At 43.1% G+C, this 15,744-nt stretch carries 11 protein-coding genes and 1 pseudogene; 8 read left to right on the top strand and 4 right to left on the bottom strand.

From position 1 onward, the window contains the following. Positions 1 to 190: 190 nt before the first annotated feature. Positions 191 to 2,068: a signal peptide peptidase SppA gene (gene sppA, locus CW740_RS06470; RefSeq protein ID WP_227523800.1), complete on the bottom strand. Its 1,878-nt coding sequence runs from the start codon at positions 2,066 to 2,068 to the stop codon at positions 191 to 193. 235 nt (positions 2,069 to 2,303) lie between these two features. Here sppA and CW740_RS06465 point away from each other — a divergent pair, with 235 nt between their 5' ends. From CW740_RS06465 to CW740_RS06450, 4 genes are all read left to right on the top strand, one after another. After that, positions 2,304 to 4,328: an NADPH-dependent 2,4-dienoyl-CoA reductase gene (locus CW740_RS06465; protein WP_106646753.1), complete on the top strand. Its 2,025-nt coding sequence runs from the start codon at positions 2,304 to 2,306 to the stop codon at positions 4,326 to 4,328. A gap of 305 nt (positions 4,329 to 4,633) precedes the next feature. Next, positions 4,634 to 6,523, top strand: a complete 1,890-nt coding sequence (locus CW740_RS06460; protein ID WP_106646752.1) for a sensor domain-containing protein — start codon at positions 4,634 to 4,636, stop codon at positions 6,521 to 6,523. 109 nt (positions 6,524 to 6,632) lie between these two features. Continuing rightward, the gene (trhA, locus tag CW740_RS06455; protein ID WP_106646751.1) at positions 6,633 to 7,328 is read left to right on the top strand and encodes a PAQR family membrane homeostasis protein TrhA; all 696 of its coding nucleotides are present in this window, start codon (positions 6,633 to 6,635) and stop codon (positions 7,326 to 7,328) included. Positions 7,329 to 7,560: 232 nt separating this feature from the next. Next, positions 7,561 to 8,892, top strand: a complete 1,332-nt coding sequence (locus CW740_RS06450) for a sensor domain-containing diguanylate cyclase (RefSeq protein WP_227523799.1) — start codon at positions 7,561 to 7,563, stop codon at positions 8,890 to 8,892. An 87-nt stretch (positions 8,893 to 8,979) separates the two neighbouring features. Here CW740_RS06450 and CW740_RS06445 read toward each other — a convergent pair whose 3' ends face one another. Then, positions 8,980 to 10,857: a M2 family metallopeptidase gene (locus CW740_RS06445; RefSeq protein WP_106646749.1), complete on the bottom strand. Its 1,878-nt coding sequence runs from the start codon at positions 10,855 to 10,857 to the stop codon at positions 8,980 to 8,982. A 207-nt stretch (positions 10,858 to 11,064) separates the two neighbouring features. Between CW740_RS06445 and nagZ the strand changes: the two genes are divergently transcribed. Continuing rightward, complete coding sequence (gene nagZ, locus CW740_RS06440) at positions 11,065 to 12,069, top strand: beta-N-acetylhexosaminidase (RefSeq protein WP_373286462.1); 1,005 nt, start codon at positions 11,065 to 11,067, stop codon at positions 12,067 to 12,069. A gap of 37 nt (positions 12,070 to 12,106) precedes the next feature. Then, entirely contained in the window at positions 12,107 to 12,466 is a 360-nt protein-coding gene (locus CW740_RS06435) for a DUF2288 domain-containing protein (protein WP_106646747.1), read from the top strand. A gap of 83 nt (positions 12,467 to 12,549) precedes the next feature. Here the strand turns inward: CW740_RS06435 and CW740_RS06430 are convergent, their stop codons facing one another. Continuing rightward, on the bottom strand, positions 12,550 to 12,840 hold the full coding sequence (locus CW740_RS06430; protein ID WP_018624835.1) for a hypothetical protein: 291 nt from the start codon (positions 12,838 to 12,840) through the stop codon (positions 12,550 to 12,552). Positions 12,841 to 12,997: 157 nt separating this feature from the next. Here CW740_RS06430 and CW740_RS06425 point away from each other — a divergent pair, with 157 nt between their 5' ends. Together CW740_RS06425 and lolD are read left to right on the top strand one after the other, a co-directional pair. Next, entirely contained in the window at positions 12,998 to 14,242 is a 1,245-nt protein-coding gene (locus CW740_RS06425) for a lipoprotein-releasing ABC transporter permease subunit (protein ID WP_106646746.1), read from the top strand. Beyond that, a complete protein-coding gene (lolD, locus tag CW740_RS06420) occupies positions 14,235 to 14,921 on the top strand; it encodes a lipoprotein-releasing ABC transporter ATP-binding protein LolD (RefSeq protein ID WP_106646745.1) in 687 nt (228 codons plus the stop codon). Before CW740_RS06425 ends, lolD begins: the two co-directional genes overlap by 8 nt. A gap of 295 nt (positions 14,922 to 15,216) precedes the next feature. Here lolD and CW740_RS06415 read toward each other — a convergent pair. Continuing rightward, positions 15,217 to 15,723, bottom strand: a pseudogene (locus CW740_RS06415) (DUF2062 domain-containing protein); the annotation flags it as partial. Positions 15,724 to 15,744: the final 21 nt, after the last annotated feature.

Genomic DNA, 15,744 nt, shown 5'->3' with positions numbered 1-15,744 from the left:
ACGTTGACGCTTAGCGGCAACGGCCACGAAGCGGTCAATTACAGGGATGTAATTGATAGTCCCGTCCGCTCCGCCACTATTTTATAAAGCAGCCTTTGGCTGCTTTTTTTGTGCCTGTAGTATTTCGGCAAGTAAGAAATAAAAAAAGGCGCTAATCAATAGCGCCTTTTTTATTTGCTAACCGAGTAGGTTATTCGCCAACACACATACAGTGTGCGTAGACGTGGTTAGGATCGTTAAAGTTGTTGAAGATATTGACTATCTTTTGGGCGCGACCTAGAACGTGACCAATGATGTCTGTTTCACCGTTGTTAAGCTGAGCAATAACTGCATCAAGCTTACCTTCAGCTTTTGCATTCTCCAGCAAGTTACGGATAAAGATTTCTTCAGCACTCAACTCACGCTTGATGAATTTTACTGCATAATCATCACCAATGTTTGCTAGCTTGGCAGCTGATTCAATGGCATCTTCCAGATCACCTAGTTGGTCCACCAAACCTAGACGGTGTGCATCTTCACCTGACCAGACGCGGCCCTGTGCGATTTGATCCACTTCTTCTTTAGTCATGTTACGACCTTCTGCTACCAGGCTAAGGAAGCGGTCATAACCACGCTCAATGCTACGTTGAATAAGCTGGCCAAACTCAGGTGAAATACCATCCATCGGATCGAATGCTAATGTCCACTTAGTTGTACCAACACCATCGCGGTGAACGCCTAGCTTGTTTAATGGTTCTTCAAAGGTTGGAATCATACCGAAGATACCGATAGAACCAGTGATGGTAGTAGGGTGAGCCCAGATTTCATCGGAAGTAGCTGAAATCCAGTAGCCACCAGATGCTGCAACACCACCCATTGAAGCAACCACAACTTTGCCTTCATTCTGCGCACGCTCAAGCTCGCTACGAATCACTTCTGAAGCAAAGGCGCTGCCCCCTGGGCTATCAACACGAAGTACAATAGCTTTTACTTTGTCATCAAGACGTGCTTTCTGGATTAGGCGTGCTGTGCTGTCACCACCGATAACACCTTCTTTACGACTACCATCAACGATTTCACCTTTAGCAACAATTACCGCAACAGTATCTTTGTTGGTAGGTAATTCTACTAATGGGCGGACAGCTTTCAGGTAGTTTTTATGACCGATAGCTTTGTAAGAGTCTTTTTTCTCATTCAGGCCAACCATGTCGATCATGTATTGGCGAAATTCACCACGAGTCATTAGCTTATCGATAAAGCCTTCCTGAACCGCTAATTCACCGCTATCGCCATTGACCGCTTCAAACTTGACCAGGTAGTTCTCTACAAAGTCATCAAACTCTTCAACAGACATATCGCGTGATGCAGCAAGATCTTGCTTCATATGTGTCCACAAGTCGCCCATCCACTCACGGTTAGCTTCTTTAGCAGCTTCCGACATGTCATCACGAATAAAGGGTTCTACAGCAGATTTAAAAGTACCAACTCGGAACACATGAACGTTAACTCCGAGGTTGTCTAATGCTGACTTGAAGTAGGTGTTGTTGCCGCCTAGACCTTCAAACATCAACATGCCAAATGGATTCATATAGACTTCATCAGCAACTGAAGCCAGATAGAATTGACCCTGCATATAGTAATCACCAATCGCGATCACTTTTTTGCCGCTTTCTTTGAATTCATTAATAGCTTCACGCAAATCCTGATATTTGCTGATGCCAGCATAAACACCCTGCAAACTGTTTACATTAATCACCATGACACTGATGCGGTCATCATTTTTTGCATACTCAATAGCATCAAGCAGGTCATAGATTGAGGTTTCATTAGGAGCTATACCTTGAGCTTCCTGCATGGCGCGTTCGATTGGGTCAAGATAAGTTTCCTGCTCAACAATAACGCCTTTAGGGGCAAGAATTAGCGCAGCGCCGTCATCAACCCTTGGTAGGTCAGGACCGCTGGTGCAGCTACGAACGAAAAGTATGAAAATGGTTAATGCGATTAGACCAATCATTAATCGGCCTGCCACATCGATAGTCTTCCATATACGGTAAAAGAATTTACCGATCATTGAGTTTGGTTGTGACACGTGAAAATACCTTTTCTAGTTAAAATAATTTGGAACGAACACATTCTATACAAATAGCCTGTTTTATGACTAGTAGAGAATTCAATAATTTTTCTTAACTCATTGTTTTAGAATGTTTTTTAGATTCTTTCATTTTGTAATCAAATATGTACTTTTTGAAACGCTGCGAGGGATTGCCTTGATCTGGTTATACCAGTAGACTTAAGGCCATCTCTAATCACAATATAAAGACGCTATCGTGAAATACACAAATCTTCTTGAACCGCTCGATTTAGGATTTACTACACTGAAAAATCGTGTCCTTATGGGCTCAATGCACACTGGCCTTGAGGAAGAAAAAGGTGGCTTTGAGAAGATGGCTGCATTTTATGCAGAACGTGCTCGAGGCGGCGTCGCGCTAATGGTTACTGGTGGCATATCACCTAATTTCCGCGGACGACTGGCTCCGCATTCTTCTCAGCTCAGTTTCGGCTGGCAGGTTAAGAAACACAAAATTGTCACCGATGCCGTGCATGAGGCGGGGGGCAAAATTGCACTTCAGATCCTTCATGCTGGTCGCTATGCCTATCATCCTTTCTCGGTATCAGCTTCTAAGCTTAAAGCACCTATATCACCGTTTACCCCAAAAGCCTTATCGAAGCGTGGTATTCGAAAAACCATCAAGCAATACGCAAATTGCGCCCAACTGGCCAAGAAGGCTGGTTATGATGGTGTTGAAATTATGGGCTCAGAAGGATACCTGATTAATCAGTTTATCGTTAAACGTACCAACCATCGAACTGATGAATGGGGTGGGAGTTACGAAAACCGTATTCGTTTTCCGTTAGAAATTATTAAAGCGGTCAAAGAAGCAGTTGGCGACGACTTTATTGTGATTTATCGTTTATCTATGCTGGATTTGGTTGAGGGTGGTAGTTCATGGGACGAAGTTGTTCAGCTGGCAAAAGAAGTGGAAAAAGCTGGCGCAACCATTATCAACACCGGGATAGGCTGGCACGAAGCTCGAATTCCAACCATTTCTACATCGGTGCCACGCGCTGCATTTGCCTGGGTCACAAAAAAATTACGTAATGAAGTATCTGTTCCATTAATCACTTCAAATCGAATTAATATGCCGCACGTTGCTGAAGATATTCTCAGCAGTGGTACTGCTGATATGGTTTCAATGGCTCGACCATTACTGGCTGATTCTGAGTTTGTCATCAAAGCTGAGCAGGATCGTGCCGATGAAATTAATACCTGTATCGCCTGTAACCAAGCCTGTCTTGATCATGTATTCAAAAACAAGCGTGCTACCTGTTTGGTGAACCCTCGTGCTTGCTATGAAACGGAGTTGGTTGCTAAACCTTTTACTAAAAAGAAAAGTATAGCGGTTGTTGGAGCTGGACCGGCAGGTTTGGCTTTTGCGACTGAAGCCAGTAAGCGCGGTCATGAGGTTCACTTATTCGATAAGCGCGAAGAGATTGGCGGGCAGTTAAACATCGCTAAGCAGATCCCAGGTAAAGAAGAATTTTTCGAGACACTGCGCTACTTTAAAAAGCAGCTCGAATTAACCGGTGTTCATCTTCATCTAAATACTACTATTACAACTGAGGATTTGGTTGGGCAATATGATGAAGTGGTGCTAGCAAGCGGTGTTTTGCCAAGAACACCTGATATCCCAGGGATTGATAGTCCTAAGGTGATGAGTTACATCGATGTTTTATGGCATAAAAAACCAGTAGGGCAGAAAGTTGCTGTAATTGGTGCGGGCGGAATTGGTTTCGATGTTTCAGAATTCCTGGTTCATGAAGGTGAATCACCTACCTTGAATCTTGACGAGTGGTTGAAGGAGTGGGGCATTGATGCACTGTATCAATTGCCGGGCGGTTTGCTAAAAGCACCTGAGTTTGATTCTGCTGCAAGAGAAGTAGTCATGTTGCAGCGCAAATCCAGCAAGATGGGTAAAGGGCTTGGTAAAACCACAGGATGGATTCATCGCGCCAGTTTGAAGCATAAAAATGTACGTATGGTTACCGGCGTTCAGTACAAGCAAATCAATGACGAAGGATTGATCATTGAGCATGAAAATGGACAACAAGAAGTATTGGCAGTTGATAACATTATTATTTGTGCAGGCCAAGTTCCATTGCGAGCTATGTTTGATGAGCTTGCTGAAAAAGGCGTACCTGTTCACCTTATTGGTGGAGCAGACGTTGCAGCAGAACTAGATGCAAAGCGCGCAATTAGGCAAGGCACCGAGCTGGCATTTCAAATTTAACCGCATTTCTATGCAAATATGCATTAAAAGTGTACCAAAAATTAAACAGTTAGGTGTTTTAGTTAAATTGACAATGCAAATATGAAGTGGTAGAACTAACCTTAAGAAGGATAAATTTAAGGTTAGTTCATGGCTTGGATTATGGAACTTTTGCCACTCACGGTTGATACTGCATTTACAGCAGGCTGCATTCTTGTAGCCATGTCTTTTACGCATTTACTTCTCTCTAAGCAAACATCCAAACTATCAAAACAGCTAGCTACAAGTTCGGTGTACCGTTCACTGTATAAAAGAGAGCGGTAACTATGCATAAGCTGTTAAATCGTCAAATCAAGAATTACCTAAACGGTGATAGTGAACAGCTACCCGACGATTTTCTTAATGCTATTGACCAGGCCTATCAGCGAGCGGAAGAAGAGCGTCGTTGGTATGAGCAATCACTATCTTCCAGTAACGGTGAATCGAGAAATCGGTTTAATCAATTGCAGGGTAAATTATCGGAACTGGAGCAAGCCAAAATTGAACTAGAACAAAGTATTCGTAAACTCAGGGCCACAATGGACGCAGGATACGATGGCATTATCCAGATTAATTCTCATGGTTATCCCACAGCATATAATGATACAGCGCTTAAAATGCTGAATATGTCATCCACAGAAATCCAATCACTAAGCTTTGAAAGAATCTGCCGTCGATTTTTAAAAAATATTCAAAATCCTCAAATTGCTTTTAATCAGATGCGAAAAGCTATCGTTAACCAGGAAGATAGTAATAGCATTTTGATTGAACACAATGACGGATGTTTTTATGAATGTAAGGCGAAGGCTTTAGAACTTGATGGGCAAATTCAGGGGATGGTATGGACCATCAAAGATATTACCGAACTAAAACTCAAAGAAAGAGAAGCGAGATATCTTGCCTATCATGACGAACTTACCAGCCTGCCAAACCGAACATTGTTTTCCGAGCGCCTTGAACATGCCTTGGAATTAGCGAAGCGGAAAGAGGACTTTTTGGCCGTTATATTTCTTGATTTGGACGAGTTTAAAACTGTTAACGACACCTTTGGTCATGCCCAGGGTGACTTGCTTTTAAAAAAGGTTTCTCAAAGAATATTAGTTGCTTTACGGGAGCACGATACTTTTGCCAGACTTGGCGGTGACGAGTTTGTCATCATGTTAGAGGATGTCGAAGATCGCGAAGCAATAGTGGATGTTTTGGATAGAATTAAGCATGCTCTCGATACACCGATAATGCTGGGAGCTAATCAAATTTATATAACACCTTCCCTTGGAGTGGCACTCTATCCCGATGATGGAGCTGAAGCAGGTGAGCTGCTCAAAAAAGCCGACATGGCTATGTATAACTCCAAAAAACATGGCAAAAACACATACAGTTTTTATTCCACTCACTTTGATAGCTTCTCAAAGTATCGGTTATCAATGCGCACATCGCTTCGCAGGGCATTACGTAATCAAGAATTTTATCTCGAATACCAGCCAAAATTTTCACTTGCTGATAAAAAAATGGTTGGCGTTGAAGCGCTTATTCGCTGGGATAACAATGACCAACCGATGAGCCCATCAGAGTTTATTGCAGAAGCAGAGTCCAATGGCATGATCATACCGATCAGTCAATGGGTATTGGAGCAGGTTTGTCGTGATATTGCGCAATGGAAGTGTGACGGTAACTGCTGTTGTCCAGTCAGCATTAATGTGACACCACGGTATTTTCAACATGGTAACCTGGTTGACGATTTGCAAAGTCTCATTGATAAATATGGCATTTGTTCAAGCTGTATTGAGATTGAAATTACTGAGCAGGCATTCATATCGGACATTGATAATGCAGTTGCTCGCTTACAGGCCATCAATGATATGGGGATTAAAATTTCCATTGATGACTTTGGCACCGGTTATTCGTCTTTTAATTACCTTATGAAGCTTCCCGTCCAAAAGCTTAAAATCGATAATAGTTTCATCCGTTCTTTGGAGGAGTCAGAGATTCAACACTCTCTGGTTGCTGAGATTATTAAAATCGCTCATATCTTTGGCCTCTCGGTTATTGCTGAAGGGGTAGAAAATGAGAATATAATGGATCTTCTGACCTCCTATGACTGTGATCAGGCCCAAGGGTTTTGGCTCAGTATGCCAGTTCCGGCTAGTCAATTCTTCCAAGAGTATCTTGCTGCCTGATTCTACCTTTCTCACACTTCAACTAACAAGTGTACGCTGAACTATTGACCTGAAGCTCAATGTCAGCGAAGATGGCGGCATCTGGTCGGATCTGAGAACAAGGCAGACTATGTCAAACCATTTAGAGAACACTGAAGAGCATAACTATGCTCATCTTGATGTCGAATTAACAGAACATACCTATAGTATTGGCGAAGAAGTTGCCAATGCCTTAACCCATGGTATAGGGGCATTGTTAAGCGTTGCCGCCATGACCATGATGATCATGACATCTGTGCAGCTGGGTGACGGCTGGAAGCTTGCAAGTTCGATTGTTTATGGCATTAGCCTGGTCATTCTGTTTACTTCATCAACCCTTTATCACAGCTTCCAACCTGAGCCAATCAAAAAGGTATTCCAAACTTTTGATCACTGCGCCATCTACTTTCTGATTGCCGGAACCTATACGCCATTTGTTCTGGTTAGTCTGAATGGTGTATGGGGCTGGGTCTTGTTTGGTGTTATCTGGGGATTGGCATTCTTTGGGGTAATATTTAAGGTAGCTTTTAAGCAGAGATTTCCAAGGGTATCACTGATCACTTATATTCTTATGGGCTGGGTAATCGTTGTCGCTGCCGAAGAAATGCTGGAAAAGGTTCCTGCACCCGCATTATGGTTATTATTTGCCGGTGGTTTATCATATACACTTGGCACAATATTCTACGCTGCAGACAAGAAAATACCCTATAACCATGCTATCTGGCATCTATTTGTCCTTGGCGGCGCCGTTTGCCACTTTCTGGCTGTTTATCTTTATGTGATATAACGGCAATCTAAAATTGTGTAAAATTTATACATAACATCATTGTCTATCCATGCTTGATCAAGTAAATTGAGCAAGGCATGGATGGGGAATTATGTTAATAAAATCATACTTAACACAAATACATCAAAAGGGTCACAAGGAATTAAGGGTAGGGAAGCTGAGTACCAGCCTAAATTCGATCATTTTTCTAATATTATCGTCAATAGCGTATTATATCAGCGCACGCTTTGGCATGAGTCTATTTACACTATTTCCAAGCAACATTAGTTTATTATGGCTGCCATCAGGAATTGGATTCCTGATGTGTCTTCGCTGGAAAGCAACAGCAGTACCATTCATCGTAATTTCATCCTACCTTGTTAATTTGCCTGGTATGGATATCGGAACAGTAGCAACGCCTAAACTATACACACTAATATCAGCCATCGCTGACGGTGCACAAAGTTATCTTGCTATGCTGATGTTTGGTCGATTTCTACCCACGGGGGTGGCAAACCCAAGAGATTTATCAAAGTTTATCTGGTGGGTTTGCATTATTCCTCCTGCACTAACAACCATCATTATTACTGTTAATTTGTGGATGGGTGGCTATTTGGTTTACCATCAATTGGAAGGGTTTTATATTAGCCTTCTGTTGGCAGACGGCTTGGGAATGTTGATGGTTTTCCAGGTATACAACAGCCTTAAACTTGATCCATTGCATTTCAAAAGACCCTCTATCAACCTATGTCTTTCGATTGGTCTAATTGGTTTAATATTTATTATTGGTATATACCTGTATCCAGCAATTATTTATTTGATACTTCCCGTTCTAGTTATTATGAGCTTTGAACTCAGACTGCTTACTGTTGCTAGCATTAGCACCCTGACTTTTATTGGTTTAATTAGTATCACTCACTTCAATCTTGGCCCATTTGTAGCATTAACCGATCAAGCAACTTCCTTTGAGCTGATGGCATTTACATTTGCCTGCGCCATTACGGTTTTTGGTTTGGCATTACAGCAGTATCAGATGCTTCTAACGAGGGAATCTGGGCAGCGCTGGAAGATGGCTGCCGAGCATGATGTTTTGACCGGTCTGCCTAATAGACGCGCTTTCATGCCGGCATTGACCAAAGAGCATCATCGCTCAGTAAGACTTGGTCATACTTACTGTGCAGTGATATGGGATATTGATGATTTTAAAAAAATTAATGACACTTACGGTCATGACTTTGGCGATTATGTCCTTGTCAGACTGGCGCAAGTCATGCGTCAAAGCTGTCGCGATATCGATTACTACGCCCGAATTGGTGGCGAAGAGTTTGCAGTGTTGCTTCCTGAAACTGATATGGAATCGGGCAAGAGTGCGATGGAACGTTTCAGAGCACAAGTTGCGGAAGAAGTATTTACAGCCCCAGATGAAACCCGGCATTCTGTGACCATTAGCATAGGCATTGCCTGTTTGGCCGGACGTAGAATCAAAGAAACAGAGTTGCTGGCAGAAGCCGATAAGGCTCTCTATAAATCTAAGGAGCGGGGTAAAAATCAGACCACCTCCTATTGCCGAGACAGCATGAATTAATAACGCCCTACAGCACAGTTGGAAACATAAAAAAAGACGCCCGAAGGCGTCTTTTTACATAGCAAATAGTAATTACGTTAAACGCTATTACCATCCACAGTTACGATCTTTATTTTGCTCATCTAACCAGGTTTTCAATGGCGCATAGTACTCAAGTACTGCAGTTGCATCCATTTCACGCTGGCCTGTCATGGCTTCTAACGCATCTTGCCAAGGGCGACTAGCACCCATTTCAAGCATAGCATTCAACTTAGCACCAACTTCTTTGTTGCCGTAGAACGAGCAGCGGTGAAGAGGGCCTTCGTTGCCAGCCATTTCACACATGTCGCGGAAGAACTGGAATTGCAGAATGTGAGCCAAGAAGTAACGCGAGTAAGGTGTGTTACCTGGAATGTGGTATTTTGCGCCTGGATCAAAGTCGGCTTCAGTACGCTCAACCGGTGGCATGATACCTTGATATTGAGTACGTAGATTCCACCAGCCCTGATTGTATTCAGCAGCTGATACTTCACCGTTGAATACCTGCCAGCGCCACTTATCAACCATTAAACCGAATGGTAGGAAAGCAACTTTATCCATTGCTGAACGCATCAATAAAGCGATATCAGCACTTGCATCAGGCTCTTCTTCTATCAAACCAATTTGCTTTAAGTAGGCTGGAGTGATTGAAAGTGCAATCGTGTCGCCAATAGCTTCATGGAAACCATCGTTAGCACTACCTTTATAAAGGATTGGTTGATCTTTATAGGCACGTTGATAGTAGTTGTGACCAAGCTCATGGTGAACGGTCTGGAAGTCTTCAGAATTGATTTCCGTACACATCTTAATGCGGATATCTTCCTGATTGTCCAGGTTCCATGCGCTCGCATGACACTGTACTTCGCGGTCACGTGGTTTTACGAATAATGAACGCTCCCAGAATGTTTCTGGAAGAGGTGCGAAACCTAATGAAGAGAAGAAGTTTTCTGCAGTTTTAACTAGCTCTTTTACTGCTTTTTCTTTCTCGTTATAGGTTACAACTTCGTGATCTACGCCATAGTGCTTACGAAGGATAGGATCTAAATCAACACCTTTGCCAGCGCCTTCTGGTGCAACCAGGTCATAGATGTTACCCCATTGTTGAGCCCACATATTACCCAACAAGTGCGCTGGAATAGGCTGATCCAATGGAACCACTTCATCGCCATACTCTTCATTTAGCTCTGCGCGAACGTGGCAGTGAAGGGCTTCGTATAATGGTTCAACCTGACCCCATAAACGATCCATTTCGTTAGCGAAATCATCTGCTGGCATGTCGTACTTTGAACGCCACATGGCACCGGTATCTTTATAGCCAAGCTCTTTAGAACCTTCGTTAGCAATCTGTACCATTTCTTCGTAAAGAGGACGCATTTCTGGAGAAACGGTGCGCCAACCAAGCCATGCTTCAAGCTGTTCCTGAGGATCGCGAGAAGTACGTAATACTTCGCTTAACTGGCCTAAACTACGGCCATCCGGACTTTTACCAGTAGCGTAGATGCTGTCCAGTTTAGACGTGATTTCAGCAAGTTTTTTAGTTTTAGCTTCATCAGAAGGTGCTGGAAGTGTTAAGCCCAACTTGATCATTTCAAGTTTACGATTTAAATCATATGGCAAATCAAGATCGTTAAACTTTTTAGCTTCATTCGCCAGCTCAACACCAAGCTTGGTGTATTCTTCACCAACTTTAGCGTTAAGTTGAGTCGTATCGTAAGTCACAAAGTTTGCATTAACCCACGCTACTCGAGCCCCATACTCTGAAATTTCTTCAAGACGCTTTTCTGCATCAGCTACAAATTTTTCCGCATCGGCTACAGTAACCTGTGCTTCAGCCGGTTTTACTTCGGTGGTTTGTTGCTTGTCAGCGCTTTCATCGCCACAAGCCGACAAACCAAGTAGTGCACTGAATAGCACGGCACTACTGACGGCAGTTTTAATTTTCATCATAAGCTATACCTTTAACTCCACAGTGTGTTTATTGGTAATCATGGTTGTAATATGATTTTAATTTGAATAAATATTGACCTAACAGCGCAACATTATATCGGTTTTGGCTAATTTTAGAAGCAAGCAGTGATTTTGTAGCCCTCAATCGGTTACCATTACACACATTATTTAGGCATAACAGCTAACCAGGAACAGATATTCATGAGTATTGGCCCATTGATGCTTGATATTGAGGGTTTAGAAGTTAACTCTCGCGAGCGTGACCTGCTTCAGAACCCTTTGCTCGGTGGCATGATTTTATTTAGCCGCAATTATGACTCTCCTCAACAGGTCGCAGAGCTGACTCAGTCGATTCGTGAAATAGCGGGTAGAGATATCCTGATTGCCGTGGATCATGAAGGTGGTCGGGTGCAGCGCTTTCGTGAAGGTTTCACTGCCGTACCTGCAATGGGCACCATCCTTTTGGAGAACTCAGATCACGAGCAGGCCAAGCGCAAAGCCTATCATTGGGGCGCCATGATTGCGATAGAAGTGCAGGCCGTAGGCATTGATTTTAGTTTTGCACCGGTGCTTGATTTGAATAAAAACATCAGTCAGGTCATTGGTGACCGTGCTTTTTCAGGCAAGGTGGACGAAGTTATAGAACTTGGCCGCGAGTTCATTCGTGGCATGAACGATTACGGAATGGCCGCAACGGCTAAGCATTTCCCCGGACACGGTTCAGTGGAAGCTGACTCACACATAGATATTCCTGTCGATGATCGCCCTCGGGAACAGATTATCAGTGATGACATGCGAGTGTTTGCAGAATTAGCGAAGAACTACCAGGCTGTAATGCCTGCACACGTTATCTACCCAGCTTTCGATAAGCAACCAGCGGGTTTCTCGAATATTTGGCTTCAGGACATTCTTCGCGGCCAGCTTGGCTTTGACGGTGTCATATTCAGCGATGACTTGAGTATGAAGGGTGCAGAGGTGGTTGGCGGTTATTACCAGCGTGCCGAAGCAGCTATCAAAGCTGGATGTGACATGGTGCTGGTCTGTAACCACCCCAAAGAAGGACAGGAACTTGCAGAACAGTTTGATTTTGACTGTGATCCTAAATCAACTGAGCGTCTAGCAGCCATGAGAGGTAAAGCCCTTAATTACTCATTGTCCAAAGTGCAGGGCAGTGACCAATGGTTATCGTTAAAAGACAATTTACTGGCGTAACACATCATTGAATTAAAGAGATTAAAAAAGGTTAGACATGAGCGAGTCGGATAAGATTGAACAGTTAAAGAACGAACAAAAAACAGACAGCTTTACTGAGCTGACGCCGAGAGAAGAGTTAATTATGAAGCTCAATGGTGAGACAGCGGTTGTCGCCTGGAAAGAAATCGAGCGATTCTTTGCCAAAGGTAATTTGTTGCTGATAGAGCAGGGGGTGGATCTGATTAACTGTGCTGCAGACTTGTCATTGGATAATGCTGAAGCCATTAAACCCCTGATTGATTCGGAGAAGATTCAGCGCATGCCAATAGACTTCGTGAAAGCTAACTGCCAGCCTGAAACTGAATTTTGGTCAGTGGTTGTCGCGCCTTATGTGTTAGCCCAACTTAAAGAGTAATCAGATCAAAAAAGCCACTCAAAAGAGTGGCTTTGATATGTCTAACTGTAGGAGTCGTGGTTTAATCGACTATATAAAAAATCCTACTGATGATGAATAACGGTGTGAATCACACGGTCATATTCAAAGTAAACGGTAAATCCTGAATAAATCCATTTAGTGATAGGTGGATCGCCTACAGGGCCTTGAATTGATTGCGGTGCCCCAAACTTTTGCTCAACAGATGCTTGGGTAACGCCACTTTTAGGGACTTCGATACCAGCATTTTGACCTTGCTCAGAAACTGGAACGCGAACTTCGTCTGCGTTTGCTACCCCAAAAGCCATGGTGACAGCTAATGATACGCTGATGGCTAACCCCTTTAATGCTTTCATCTTACGACTCCTTAATCGTTATTTTCTTTAGAATATCAAAAAAATAGGTTGCTGTGTCAATAATTTAGCGCACTAACTTAATAATTTTAACCGATAACTTGACTCCAAATTGTGATCCATTCAATATGACGCCAACTTTGTTTGACCAGATAAGCTGATGCGACTGCCATTCTCGTTATTTGTAGGGTTGCGCTACACCCGGGCTAAACGCCGTAACCACTTCATTTCTTTCATATCACTCATATCCATGATCGGGATTGCACTCGGTGTAATGGTGTTAATCACCGTTATGTCAGTCATGAACGGCTTTGAACGTGAGCTTAGAGACCGTATTCTGGGCATGGCACCTCATGTACTGGTTCAGGGTTTAGGTGGGCCGCTTGAAGACTGGCAGTCTCTGGAAAAGACCGTTAAACAACACCCTGAAGTCATCGGGGTATCTCCTTATATTCAGACTGAAACCATGTTCCGTTTCCAGGGCCGTGAGCGATTTGGAATGGTGCAAGGCATATTGCCAGACAAAATTGGCGAGGTGTCGATAGTCAAAGATAACATGAGCATGGGCTCATTCGATGACATTAAATCTGGTGAATATAATATCGTTCTAGGAGCCTCAATCGCGAGAGGCCTGGGAATCAATCTTGGTGACAAGGTTTCGCTATTAATTCTTAGCGAAACTCGCATTTCTCTTGCTGGCGTCAGTATGCGCACTAAGCGTTTTACCGTTACCGGGATTTTCGAAACACGTTCAGAAGCTGACAAGAGTCTGGCGTTCATCCATATGGATGATGCTGCGCAGTTATTGCGCCAAGAAGGTGTAACAGCGTTGCAACTTAAAACCGATAATGTCATGAACGTTTATGACATTAACTATCAGGTCAGCCAATTACTTGACCACCAATATTTTGTAACCGACTGGACACGTCAGCACGAAACGCTATTCAATGCCATTGATATGGAAAAGAAGATAATGTTCATTCTTCTAACCTTCATCATTGCCGTTGCTGCATTCAATATTGTCACATCTCTTGTCATGTTAGTTACTGAGAAGCAGGCTGACATTGCCATTTTAAGAACCCTTGGCGCAAGCCCAGGCTCAATTCTACGCATATTCATGACCAGCGGTATTATCAATGGTCTGATCGGGACTTTAGCAGGTGTTATTCTCGGCGTTCTATTAGCTTTGAATCTTCCAGATATCGTGAGCTGGGTAGAAACGACTTTTGGTGTCAGCGTCTTCCCACAAGACGTTTATTTCGTAAACTTCCTGCCTACAGAGTTAATTGCTGATGACGTGATTAAAATTGGTCTTTCGGCATTTGCCATAAGCGTATTAGCAACTTTATATCCTTCCTGGAAAGCATCTAAAACACAACCTGCGGAGGCTCTTCGTTATGAGTAATGATCGTTTAATAGAAGTAACGAATTTGAGTCGTGTTTATGAAGACGGAGCTAGCAAGGTAACCGTCCTCGAGTCGCTTAATTTATCCGTAGAACGAGGCGAGCAGCTGGCCATTGTCGGTGCTTCAGGTTCCGGAAAAAGTACCTTGTTACATCTTATTGGCGCATTGGATAAACCTACCGAAGGTACGGTACTGATCAATGATCAGGATGTTCATAAGCTTAAGCCAAAAGCGCAGGGTGAGTTCCGCAACATGAATATAGGTTTTGTGTATCAGTTTCATCACTTATTGCCAGAGTTTACGGCCCTTGAAAATGTCGCAATGCCATTAATTATTCGTGGTACTAATCGTGACCAGGCCTACCGTAAAGCTTCTGCGCTAATCGAACGAGTTGGCCTAACAAACCGTGAAAGTCACAAGCCTTCAGAATTGTCCGGCGGTGAGCGTCAACGAATAGCTTTTGCACGAGCGCTGGCTAATGAGCCTGTTTGTGTATTGGCTGATGAACCAACAGGTAACTTAGATCACGCTACAGCCTTGAAAGTTTATGATCTGATGTGTGAAATTAATCAGGAAATGGGCACGACTTTTATTACAGTGACCCACGATCTGGAGCTGGCATCAAAAATGCAGCGTCAGTTAAAGCTTGAAGATGGTCACTTAATGGCGATTGAATAAGTAGTGAATAATTTGCAATAAAAAAGCCGCTGAGATTGATGTCATCAGCGGCTTTTTTGTATCGACTTGTTGAATTCTCGGATATGTCTTAATGCAAAGAGAGTTAATCTCGCACAGTGTTCCAATTACTGCTTTGTCATAATCCCAATCAATCGTTGCGATGGTCGTTATGACTCTTGCGGTAATCTTCGCTTTCAGACTCTGCTTCTGATTTTGGCTCAGACTCATCAGTTTCTTCTTCATCTTTTTTATTTAACTGATCAAGATGTAAAGTATGAAGCAACTTTTCTTTCCAGCGAGTCTGACGTGCGCGCCATGCACGAACTACGTGATAGCGCCAGAATAGGCTGATGGTGTAGTAGCCGATTAAAGACAGAGTACCGCCGCAAATTAAACAGCCCAGCAGGAAAGGTTTCCAGATATGAACCAGTTCAGACTGAAGCCATGCAAAGCTAAGTTCGAAATTAAACTCACTGGGTGGGACGCCGAGAATCCATGCACCCAGCTTATAAGCAAAGTAGAACATGGGGACCATTGTAATAGGGTTAGTAATCCAACACAGAACAACTGATATCGGCAGGTTAACGCGGAAATAGATGGCTAGACCTGCCGCAATGACCATTTGAAATGGGATTGGCAAAAAGCCACAAAATAAACCCACTGCGAAAGCACCTGATGCACTGTAACGGTTCAGGTGCCATAAGCCGGGATCGTGTATAAGATTACCGAAAACCTTCATATAGCGGTTTTCTTTGATCTTCTTATGATCAGGCAAATATTTTTTAAAAATTTTGCGGGGCATTAATAATCACTTAACACTTTA

It is taken from the genome of Kangiella profundi, assembly GCF_002838765.1.
Taxonomy (GTDB): Bacteria; Pseudomonadota; Gammaproteobacteria; order Enterobacterales; family Kangiellaceae; genus Kangiella; species Kangiella profundi.
The sequence above is the reverse complement of the archived record's forward strand: the minus strand, read 5'-3'. Positions and strand labels throughout refer to the sequence as shown.